This window comes from Ramlibacter tataouinensis, assembly GCF_027941915.1.
In the GTDB taxonomy this organism is placed as follows: domain Bacteria; phylum Pseudomonadota; class Gammaproteobacteria; order Burkholderiales; family Burkholderiaceae_C; genus Ramlibacter; species Ramlibacter tataouinensis_C.
In genome coordinates this window covers 2,044,171-2,054,515 of record NZ_CP116009.1, presented here as the reverse complement: position 1 = coordinate 2,054,515, position 10,345 = coordinate 2,044,171, and the positions used below count along the sequence as shown (strand labels likewise).

At 72.0% G+C, this 10,345-nt stretch carries 8 protein-coding genes; 6 read left to right on the top strand and 2 right to left on the bottom strand.

Going from position 1 to position 10,345, the window contains the following annotated elements; all coding sequences use genetic code 11:
* Positions 1-102: 102 nt before the first annotated feature.
* From PE066_RS09700 to PE066_RS09685, 4 genes are read left to right on the top strand one after another with little or no spacing between them, the layout of a single operon-like run.
* A complete protein-coding gene (locus PE066_RS09700; RefSeq protein ID WP_271236342.1) occupies positions 103-2,025 on the top strand; it encodes a TolC family protein in 1,923 nt (640 codons plus the stop codon).
* 32 nt (positions 2,026-2,057) lie between these two features.
* Positions 2,058-2,918 (top strand): efflux RND transporter periplasmic adaptor subunit, encoded by an 861-nt coding sequence (locus PE066_RS09695; protein ID WP_271236341.1) that lies wholly within the window; start codon positions 2,058-2,060, stop codon positions 2,916-2,918.
* A gap of 6 nt (positions 2,919-2,924) precedes the next feature.
* The gene (locus tag PE066_RS09690) at positions 2,925-4,250 is read left to right on the top strand and encodes an efflux RND transporter periplasmic adaptor subunit (RefSeq protein WP_271236340.1); all 1,326 of its coding nucleotides are present in this window, start codon (positions 2,925-2,927) and stop codon (positions 4,248-4,250) included.
* Positions 4,251-6,401, top strand: coding sequence for an efflux RND transporter periplasmic adaptor subunit (locus PE066_RS09685; protein ID WP_271236339.1), 2,151 nt, complete (start codon positions 4,251-4,253; stop codon positions 6,399-6,401).
* Between the two features lie 80 nt (positions 6,402-6,481).
* On the opposite strand, the gene PE066_RS09680 is transcribed toward PE066_RS09685, so the two are convergent.
* Both PE066_RS09680 and PE066_RS09675 read right to left on the bottom strand, forming a co-directional pair.
* Positions 6,482-8,092: an AMP-binding protein gene (locus PE066_RS09680; RefSeq protein ID WP_271236338.1), complete on the bottom strand. Its 1,611-nt coding sequence runs from the start codon at positions 8,090-8,092 to the stop codon at positions 6,482-6,484.
* Between the two features lie 25 nt (positions 8,093-8,117).
* Positions 8,118-8,585 (bottom strand): MarR family winged helix-turn-helix transcriptional regulator, encoded by a 468-nt coding sequence (locus PE066_RS09675; RefSeq protein WP_271236337.1) that lies wholly within the window; start codon positions 8,583-8,585, stop codon positions 8,118-8,120.
* Between the two features lie 155 nt (positions 8,586-8,740).
* Here PE066_RS09675 and PE066_RS09670 point away from each other — a divergent pair, with 155 nt between their 5' ends.
* Both PE066_RS09670 and PE066_RS09665 read left to right on the top strand, forming a co-directional pair.
* Positions 8,741-10,009 carry a class I SAM-dependent methyltransferase gene (locus tag PE066_RS09670; protein ID WP_271236336.1) on the top strand — a complete coding sequence of 423 codons (1,269 nt, stop codon included), beginning with the start codon at positions 8,741-8,743 and terminating at the stop codon, positions 10,007-10,009.
* The gene (locus PE066_RS09665) at positions 10,009-10,332 is read left to right on the top strand and encodes a DUF1840 domain-containing protein (protein WP_271236335.1); all 324 of its coding nucleotides are present in this window, start codon (positions 10,009-10,011) and stop codon (positions 10,330-10,332) included. Before PE066_RS09670 ends, PE066_RS09665 begins: the two co-directional genes overlap by 1 nt.
* Positions 10,333-10,345: the final 13 nt, after the last annotated feature.

Below are 10,345 nucleotides of genomic sequence, written 5' to 3'. Positions count from 1 at the left end.
CGGATGCAGGCAACGAAGAAGAGGGGTACTGGTTTGGCAAATTGCATGGATGGCGCGCACGGACCGCGCCCACGCGGACTCGCGCGTCTCGCAGCCGCCGCCGTGGCGGCCGCCTTCCTGGCCGGCTGCGCCGTCACGCCCGAGCCGTTGACGGCCCAGGAGCAATCGACCCAGGCCCAGGCCGACCTGGCAGCGGTGATCGGCGCCACCGAGCCGGTGACGGCGCCGCTCACCCTGGCCGAGGCGATGGCGCGCGCCATCCGCCACAACCTGGAGTTCAAGGTCCGCCAGATGGAGGCCGCCCTGCAGGCGCGGCAGCTCGATCTGTCGCGCTATGACATGCTGCCGCGGCTGGCCCTGTCGGCCGGCTACACGGCGCGTGACAACGACGCCTTCGGCCTGGGCTACCAGCCCAACGGCACCATCAGCACGGTGCCGAGCGCGGCGGTCGAGAAGTCGCGCGGCACGGCCAACGCCGCCCTGACCTGGAACATCCTGGACTTCGGCGTCAGCTACTACCGCGCCCGCCAGGGCGCCGACCAGGTGCTGGTGATGGAGGAGCGCCGCCGCCGCGCGCTGCAGAACCTGATGCTGGACGTGCGCCTGGCCTGGTGGCGCGCCGAGGCGGCCCAGCGCCTGCTGCCGCAGATCGACGCCATGCTGGCCGACATCGAGCGCGGCGCCGACCGCTCGCGGATGATCGAGGTGCGGCGGCTGCTGCCGCCGCTGCAGATCATTGCCTACCGCCGCTCGCTGCTGGACCTGCAGCAGCAGCTCAGCGCGCGCCGGCAGGAGCTGGCCCAGTGGCGCGCCGAGTTCGCCGACCTGGTCGGCCTGCGTCCCGGCGAGAACTTCCGCGTGGCCACGCCCGAGCCCGCCAGCTCGCGCCTGCCCGACCTGATCACCCGCGCCGACGACCTGGAGGCGATGGCGCTGGAGCGCCGGCCCGAGCTCGGCGAGGAGCGTTACCGCGAGCGCATCAGCGCCGTCGAAGGCCGCAAGCAGCGGCTGTCGGTGCTGCCCAGCCTGAACCTGAGCGTCGGCTCCAACTACGACAGCAACCGATTCCTGGTCAACAACCAGTGGAACGAGGCCGGCACGCTGCTGTCGTTCAACCTGCTCAAGCTGCTGTCGCTGCCGGCCATGCAGCGCTCGCAGGAAGCGGTCGAGCAGCTGGACAAGGCGCGCCGGATGGCGGTGGCGATGGCGGTGATGACGCAGACGCGCATCGCCGTCAACCGCTACCAGCTTCTCAAGCACGAGCTGGGCATCTGGAACGAGGCGCTGGGCGACGACCGGGCGCTGGTGCGGGCCATGCGCGCGACCCAGGAGTCGGGGCTGGAGACCGAGCTGGAGCTGATCCGCGCCGCCGCCCGCCTGGCCATCACCCAGATCAACCGCGACGTGGTGCACGCCAACCTCGAGCACGCGATGGGTCGGGTGATGAACTCGGTCGGCTACGACGTGGTCACTCCGGACACGCCGGTCGACGAGGCCCCCACGCTGGCGCGCCAGCTCGCCGAATCGCTGGAGCAGTTCCTCGGCCGGAACTTCAGCGTGCAGGCGCTGGCGCCGATGGAGCAGGTCACGATCGGCCGGGTGGCCGGCCTGCCCGATGCCGCCCAGCGCGATTTCACCGAGGCCATGCGCACCGTGCTGCGCGTGATCCGCATCCCGGTGGCGGAGCAGGGCGGCGCGGTGCGCGCCGACGTGGCCGTCAGCCTGGCGCCCCCGCAGTCCTCCGGCCGGCCGGTCACCCTGAAGGTGACCCTGCTCGGCGGCGGCGGCCAGCGGGTGCTGCACACCGCCGAGATGAAGTCGATGCTGGTCGAGCCGGTCACCGCCGACCAGTGGCAGGTGCTGGGCGAGGCCGCCGTGTTCCGGGTGGCCGACAACCTGCGCCAGTTGCTCGGCGGCGGGCTGCAGGCTGCCGCCGCGGCCGACACCCTGGCCCTGACCGAGGGCAACACGCTCAAGCTGGACCGGCGCTGGACCGGGCCGGCCCCGACGCCCGCCACACCGTGAGCCGCATCCGAGATTCCCGAGACCCCAAGCCCATGTCCAAGACCCTCACCCCCTTGCGCGGCGCCCTGGCCGCCCTCCTGCTGGCGCAGGGCGCGCTGGCGCTGGCGCAACCGGCCGCATCGGCGCCGCCCGCCGCGTCCGCCGCCTCCGCCCTGGCGGCCGACGGCCCCGCCGGCGCGCCCGCGGTGCCGCCTGCCGCGGCGCCGGCGCCCCGGCCGGCTGCCGGCGACAGTGGCGCGGTCCGGGCCCTGATCGTGGCCGACCAGGAGGCCACCCTCTCGTCCCAGTTCGCCGGCCGCATCACCGCCATGCCCAAGCAGGTCGGCGACGTCTTCGCGGCCGGCGAGCTGCTGGCCGGCTTCGACTGCCAGGAGCGCCAGGCAACCGTCAAGGCGGCCCAGGCCGAGGTGCTGGGGGCGCGCGAGACGCACCTGGCCAAGCTCAAGCTGCAGAGCCTGGGCGCGGTCAGCGACCTCGACGTGACGCTGGCGGCCGCCACCGCCGAGAAGGCCAAGTCGCAGCTGGCGCTGGCCCAGGCCCAGGAGAAGTACTGCTTCGTGCATGCGCCCTACGCCGGCAAGGTGGTGCGGGTGCGGGCCAAGGCCTTCGAGTCGGTGCAGCTGGGCCAGCCGCTGCTGGAGATCGTCAACCTCGCCAGCCTGCGCGCGCAGCTGTTCGTGCCCTCGTCGTGGGTGCGCTGGATGAAGCCGGGCAAGGCCTTCACCCTGGTGGTCGACGAGACCGGCCAGACCTACACGGCGCGCGTGACCAAGATCAGCGGCCGCATCGACGGCGCCAGCCAGACGGTGGAAGTGCTGGCCCGCTTCGACAAGCTGCCGGCCAACCTGCTGCCGGGCATGATCGGGAAGGCCAGCTTCCCGGAGGCGAGATAGCGCCCGATGGAATCGCAGGACCCGGCCCAGGCCCTGCTTCGCTACGAAGCGGAGCTGGTGGCCGCAGGGTCGGCGGCCGAGGCCGCCTTCGTCGCCGTCAACCGGCTCGGCAGCATCCTGCCGTTCCGGCTGGCGGTGCTGCTGCGCCCCGACCCGGTGCGGCACGCGCGCGTGGCCGCCGTCTCGCACCTGTACGAGGTCGACGAGAACGCCCCGTTCGCGCAGTGGCTGGGGCGCCTGGCCCGGCACGCGGGCAACGATGAACTGGCGCTGCTGAGCGCCGCCGGCATCCCCGCCGAGCTGGCCCAGGACTGGGCCGAATGGCTGCCCGAGCATGCCGCGCTGTGCCGCCTGTCGACCCCCGCCGGAGCGCTGGTCGGCTGGCTGCTGGTCGCCTTCGAGCAGCCGCTGCCGGAGCCGGCGCAGGCGCTGCTGCGGCTGGCGGCGCGCCAGGTGACGCTGGTGCTGGGCGCCTGGCAGGCGCGCCGCTGGTTCGGCCTGGGCGCGCTGCGCCGCGTGTTCACGCGCAAGGTCGTGCTGGCGGCCGGGCTCGCGCTGGGGCTGCTGATGCTGGTGCCGGTGCGCCTGACCTCGCTGTCGCCGGCCGAAGTCTCGCCGCTGGCGCCGGCCTCGGTCACCGCGCCGACCGAAGGCGTGCTGGCCCGCTTCCACGTGCCGCCCAACACGGTGGTCCGGGCCGGCGACCTGGTCGCGTCGATGGACGACACGGTGCTGCGCAACCGCCATGCGGTGTCGCTCAAGGGGCTGGAGATCGCCCGGGCCGAGCTGGCCCGCGCCGGCTCCAAGGCCTTCGGCGACGACCAGAGCCGGGCCGACCTGCTCACGCTCAAGGCGCGGGTGGACGAGAAGCAGGCCGAGGTCGCCTACACCGAGGACCTGCTGGGCCGCATCCAGCTGCGCGCCCCGCGCGCCGGCCTGGTGATCTACTCCCACCCCGATGAATGGATCGGCCGTACCCTGGTCACCGGCGAGCGCGTGGCCAGCGTGGCCGATCCGGCCCACGCCGGGCTCACCATCCACGTGCCGGCCGACGACGCCATCGCCTGGCAGCGCGGCGCCGAGGTGCGCTTCTTCCAGAACGTGGCGCCGCTGCAGGCGCTCGACGCGCGGGTCACCGAGATCGGCTACGAGGCCGAGCAGACCGTCGATGCCGGGCTGGCCTACGTGCTGCGGGCCGAGTTCGCGGCCGGCACCGAGCTGCCGCGCCTGGGCATGCGCGGCACCGCCAAGGTCCACGGCGAGTCCGTGCCGTTGGGCTACTACCTGCTGCGCCGGCCGCTCGCGTCGCTGCGGCGCCTGCTGGGGCTGTAGGTGGGCGCGCTGCCCGCAGCCGCGCTCGGCGGCGACCCGCCCGATCCGGCCGAGCTGCCGCTGCCGCCGCTGCGCAGCGACCTGCACATCCAGCGCGTCGGCAGCTTTCGCGACGGCTCGCCGCGCTTTCGCATCCACGACCCGCTGCGCAACCGCTATTTCGAGCTGGGCCTGCTGGACGTCGAGCTGCTCACCCACTGGCGCGCCGGCGAGTCGCCGCGCGAGCTGGCGGCGCGCCTGGAGCAGGAGGGCGCCGCGGCCGTCGAGGCCGGCGAGGTGGTGGCCCTGCACGGCCTGCTGATGCGCCACCAGCTGGTGGCGGCCGACGATGGCGGCAGCTACATGCTGCTGCGCGACCTGTGGCGGCGCAGCCGGGTGCACTGGCTCACCTGGCTGCTGCACCACTACCTGTTCTTCCGCGTGCCGCTGGTGCGGCCCGACGCCTGGCTGGAGCGCCGGCTGCCGCTGGTGCGCCGGCTGGTGGCGGCGCCGGTGCTGGCGCTGCTGGTCGTGCTGGCGCTGGTGACGCCGGTGCTGCTGGCGCGCGAGTGGACCGCCTGGACCGAATCGCTGGCCGGGCTGCTGACCTTCGACGGCATCGTGGCGTCGGCGGCGGCGGCCTTCTTGGCCAAGATCCTGCACGAACTGGGCCATGCCTTCGTGGCCCGGCACCACGGCGTGCGGGTGCCGGTGATGGGCGTGGCCTTCCTGGTCATGTTCCCGATGCTGTACACGGACACCAGCGACAGCTGGAAGCTGCATGACCACCGGGCGCGCTTTCGCATCGCCGCCGCCGGCATGGCCACCGAGCTGGCGCTGGCGCTGGTGGCGCTGTTCCTGTGGACCGTCACGCCGCCGGGCGGCCTGCGCTCGGCGCTGTTCTTCCTGTCCACCACCTCGCTGCTGCTGACGCTGTCGATCAACGCCAGCCCCTTCATGCGCTTCGATGGCTACTTCCTGCTGTCCGACGCACTGGACTTTCCGAACCTGCACGAGCGCAGCGGCGCCATGGCGCGCTGGTGGATGCGGCGCACCCTGTTCGGCCTGCAGGTGCCGCCGCCGGAGCCGCATCCGCGCGCGATGGCGCGTTTCCTGGTGGTCTTCGCCTATGTGACCTGGGCCTACCGGCTGGTGGTGTTCCTGGGCATCGCGCTGCTGGTCTACTACGCCTTCTTCAAGCTGCTGGGCATCGTGCTGATGCTGGTGGAGCTCGGCTGGTTCATCGCCAGGCCGGTGGTGAGCGAGGCGCGCGAGCTGTGGAAGATCCGCTCCGAGCTGCGCCCGCGCAAGTGGCGGCTGGGAGCGCTGCTGCTGGCCGTGCTGGGCGGCTTCACGCTGTGGGCCTGGGCGGCCGAGTCGCGCTCGTCCGGGCTGTACATGGCGGCCGAGGAGAGCCGGCTGTTCGCGCCGGCGCCGGCCCGCATCGCGCAGGTCGCCGTGCGGCCGGGCCAGCGCGTCGGCGCCGGCGAGCTGCTGCTGCAGCTGGAGGCGCCCGACCTGGCGTTTCGCGCCCAGTCAACCCAGGTGCGGATCGAGCGCACGCAGGGCGAACTGGCGCGCATCCCGGCCAGCGAGCGCCAGCGCGAGCGCAGTCAGGTGCTGCAGGAGGAACTGGCCCAGGCCCTGTCGGAGCTGCAGGCGATCCAGGAGGAGTCGGCGCTGCTCGCCCAGCGGGCCGGCCATGCCGGCCGGGTGGTCGACATGCCGCCCGACCTGCGATCCGGCCGCTGGGTCCACCCCAAGCAGTTGCTCGGGCGCGTGGTGGCCAGCGAGCGCGGCCAGGTGCGCGCCTGGGTGACCGAATCGCAGGTGCGGCGGCTGGCACTCGGCCAGCTGGTGCACTTCACGCCGCGGCTGCCGGAGCAGCCGCGCATCGGCGGCCGCATCGTGCGCATCGACACGACCGGCTCGCGCCTGCTGCCGCACGCGCTGCTGGCCGGCCAGCATGGCGGCGACCTGGTGACCAGCCAGAACGCCCGCGGCGAATGGGAAATGCGCCAGGCGCTCTACCAGGTCGACGTGGAGACCGACAGCCCCGCCCCCGGGCGGCTGCTGGCCGGCCACCTGCACGTGCCCACGGGGCCGGGGGAAGCCGTGGTGGCTTCGCTGCGCCAGTTCCTGACGGTGCTGGTGCGCGAGTCGGGGTTCTAGCGCCGGAGCGCTTGCACCCGCACCGGCCCTCCATTCAGCTTGTCATCCTCCGCGCAGGCGCAGGATCCAGCGCAACGCGCCTACGGCTGGCGCAGCTTGAACCGCTGCAGCTTGCCGGTCTCGGTGCGCGGCAGGCTGGCAAGGAACTCGATCTCGCGCGGGTACTTGTAGGGCGCGATGGTGGCCTTCACGTGGTCCTGCAGCGCGCGCACCAGCTCGGGTCCGGGCTCGTGGCCGGGCTTGAGCACGCAGAATGCCTTGACCACCATGCCGCGCTCGTCGTCGGGCTTGCCGATCACGCCGCACTCGGCCACCGCCGGGTGGCGCAGCAGCGCGTCCTCGACCTCCGGGCCGCCGACGTTGTAGCCGGCCGTGATGATCATGTCGTCGGCGCGGGCCTGGTAGAAGAAGTAGCCGTCGGCGTCCTGCACGAAGGCATCGCCGGGGAAATTCCAGCCGTCCTGCACGTAGTTGGTCTGGCGCGCATCGTCCAGGTAGCGGCAGCCGGTCGGGCCGATCACCGCCAGCTTGCCCACGGTGCCGCGCGGCACTTCCCGGCCCTCGTCATCGACCACCTTGGCCTGGTAGCCCGGCACCACCTTGCCGATGGCGCCCGGGCGCACCTCGGCGCCGGCCGAGGAGATGAAGATGTGGAACATCTCGGTGGCGCCGATGCCGTCGCACATCTCGATGCCGGTGGCCTGCTTCCACAGCTGGCGGGTGGCGTCGGGCAGGCCTTCGCCGGCGCTGACGCACTGGCGCAGCGTGGGCAGCCCGTGCTGGCGCGCGAACGGCGCCATCTGGCGGTAGAAGGTCGGCGCGGTGTAGCAGATGGTGGCGCCCACTTCGCCGATCAGCTTGACCATCGCTTCCGGCGTGTACGGGATGTCGGGGAAGTACACCGAGGCGCCGGCCCACATCGGGAACAGCAACAGGCCGCCCAGGCCGAAGGTGAAGGCCAGCGGCGGCGATCCCATCACGATGTCGTCGGGCGTGGCCTTGAGCACGTGGCGCGGCCAGGCTTCGCAGGCCGCCAGCACGTCGCGGTGCGAATGCACGGCGGCCTTGGGCTTGCCGGTGGTGCCGGAGGTGAAGGCCAGCAGGGCGATGTCGTCGCCCGCGGTCGGGCAGGGGGGGAAGTCGCCGTCCTTCTGCGCCGCGCGCACGGCCAGCGAGCCGGGCTGGTCGGGCGCGTTGAAGGGCACGATCTCGCGCAGCACCGGCCGGCCTTCGCGTGCCTGCTGCAACTCGTCCAGCAGCCTGGCGTCGCACAGGGCGACCGCGGGCTGAGCCTTGTCGATGATGTCGCCCAGCTCGCGCGCGCGCAGCAGCGGCATGGTGGCCACCGCCACCAGGCCGGCCTTGACCACGGCCAGCCAGGCCAGCGCCATGCCGATCGAGTTGCCGCCGCGCAGCAGCACGCGGTTGCCCGGCACCAGCCCGAGGTCCTCGACCAGCACGCGCGCAATGCGGTCGACCCGCTCGCGCGCGTCGGCGTACGTGAGCGTGATCTTCGGCGAGCGCAGCATCGGCCGGTCGGCCCAGCCCTTGTCCGCCGCCTTGTCGAGCAGCTCCTCGACCAGGTTCAGGCGCTGCGGCAGCTGCAGCTCGGGCAGGTCGTAGCGCATGAGCGGCCACTGCTCGCGCGGCGGCAGGCGGTCGTGGACGAATCGGTCGGTCTGTGCGGACATCGGTGCTCCTGCGGGTGGCGGCCGGTTACCGGCCACTTTCGAGCGTGTGCTCCTTCACCTTGCCCAGCAGGCGGTGCAAGGTGGCCAGATCCTTGTCGGACAGGGCCGAGAAGGCCTGCACGATCCAGTCTTCGTGCTGCTGCGCCATCTCGTTGAACAGCTTGCGCCCGCGCGGGGTCAGGCGCACCCGGTAGGCGCGGCGGTCGCCTTCGACATCGACCCGGTCGACCAGGCCCTCCTGCGCCAGCTGGTCGGTGATGCCGGTGACGTTGCCGCCGGTGACCATCATGCGGCGCGACAGCTCGTTCATCTTCAGCCCTTCGGGCGCGCGCTCGAGCTGCGCCATCAGGTCGAAGCGCGGCAGCGTGGTGTCGAAGCGCTCGCGCAGGCGGGTGCGCAACTGCTTTTCCACCAGTTGGGTGCAGGTCAGCAGGCGCAGCCACAGCCGCAGCGCCTCGGGGTGCTCGCTGTGCGCCCGCGCTTCCATGTCCATGGGGCGTGTCGAAGGAGTGAAGGTTTAAATAGTTTAAGCCTCAAGCAATTGCTGTCAATGGAAAGAAGCGAAGCTGTCCTACAGCTGAGCAGTTGACCCCGGCCCGATGGGGTGGCAAGAATTTGCCTACGCCAACTCCCCTGGAGCGGTTGCCCATGGAACCCCTGGAGCGAAAGATCGCGGCGCAAGTCGAGGCGCTGCCCGTTGCCGTCGCGCTGGTCCTGCCCGGTGGCAGGCGTCTCGGCGCGGTCCAACCATCCGTGACGCTGACCCTGTCGGACTGGTCCGCCGTGGCGGTGCTGGCCGCCGGCCAGATCGGCAAGCTGGCCGAGGACATCGTGGAGGGCCGGGTCGAGGTGCAGGGCCGCATGCGCGACCTGATGGCGGCCGCTGCCCACCTGCTGCCCGGCAGCCCGGTGGGCAGCGACACCGGCTGGTGGACCCAGATGGTGCGCCACGCCCGGTCGCTGGCGGCGCACGCCTCGCCGCAGAAGGACGCTGAAAAGATCCAGTTCCACTACGACGTCTCGGACGACTTCTACGCGCTCTGGCTGGATCCGCGGCGCGTGTACTCCTGCGCCTACTACCGCGACGCCGGCCTGTCGCTGGCGCAGGCGCAGGAAGCCAAGCTCGACCACATCTGCCGCAAGCTGATGCTGCGCAGCGGCGAGCGCTTCCTCGACATCGGCGCCGGCTGGGGCGGCTTGCTGCTGTGGGCGGCCGAGCACTACGGCGTGGACGCCACCGGCATCACGCTGTCGAAGAACCAGCATGCCCACGTCAACCGCCTGATCGCGGAAAAGGGCCTGGCCGGCCGGGTGCGCATGGAGTTGCGCGACTACCGCGAACTCGACGAAGGGCACAGCTACGACAAGATCGCCTCGGTCGGCATGTTCGAGCACGTGGGCAGCGCCAACATGCCGGTGTACTTCGGCAAGGTGCAGCGGCTGCTCGCGCCGGGCGGCCTGGTGATGAACCACGGCATCACCGCCGGCGGCGTCGCCACCTCGCAGCTGGGCGCCGGCATGGGCGACTTCATCGGCAAGTACATCTTCCCGGGCGGCGAACTGCTGCACGTCAGCCACGTGCTGCGCGAGCTGGCGCTGGCCGGGCTGGAGATGGTCGATGCCGAGAACCTGCGGCCGCACTACGCGCGCACGCTGTGGGCCTGGTCGGATGCGCTGGAAGAGCGGCTGGACGAGGCCAGCCGCGTGCTGGAGACGACCGGCAGCGTCCGCAACGCGGGCAAGGTGCTGCGTGCCTACCGGCTGTACCTGGCCGGCTGCGCGATGAGTTTCGAGCAGGGCTGGATCTCGCTGCACCAGGTGCTGGCGGCGCGGCCCGACGGCAGGCTGGAGACCGGCTCCCTGCGCGGCTCACAATCGGCCTATCCGTTCAACCGCGCCTACATCTACGCCCACTGATGCTCTACAAGTTCAAAAGCAAGGCCGCCGGCGACCTGATCATGCTCGAGCCCAATGGGCGCCGGGTGCTGGAAATCATCGGCAAGGAGCCCGGCCCCCAGGGCATCATCGAGCCGCCGCAGATGCCCGGCGCCATCGCCGCGCTGGAGGCGGCGATCGCCCGGGAGGAAGCCGAGCAGCAGGCGCTGGTCGACGAAGCCCGGGCCAAGGGCCAGGTGCCGCCGACCTTTGCCGAAGTCTCCCTGCGCCAGCGCGCGCTGCCGTTCATCGACATGCTCAAGCGCTGCGAGAAGGCCGGCAAGGACATCGTGTGGGGCGTGTGACATCCACTCGGAA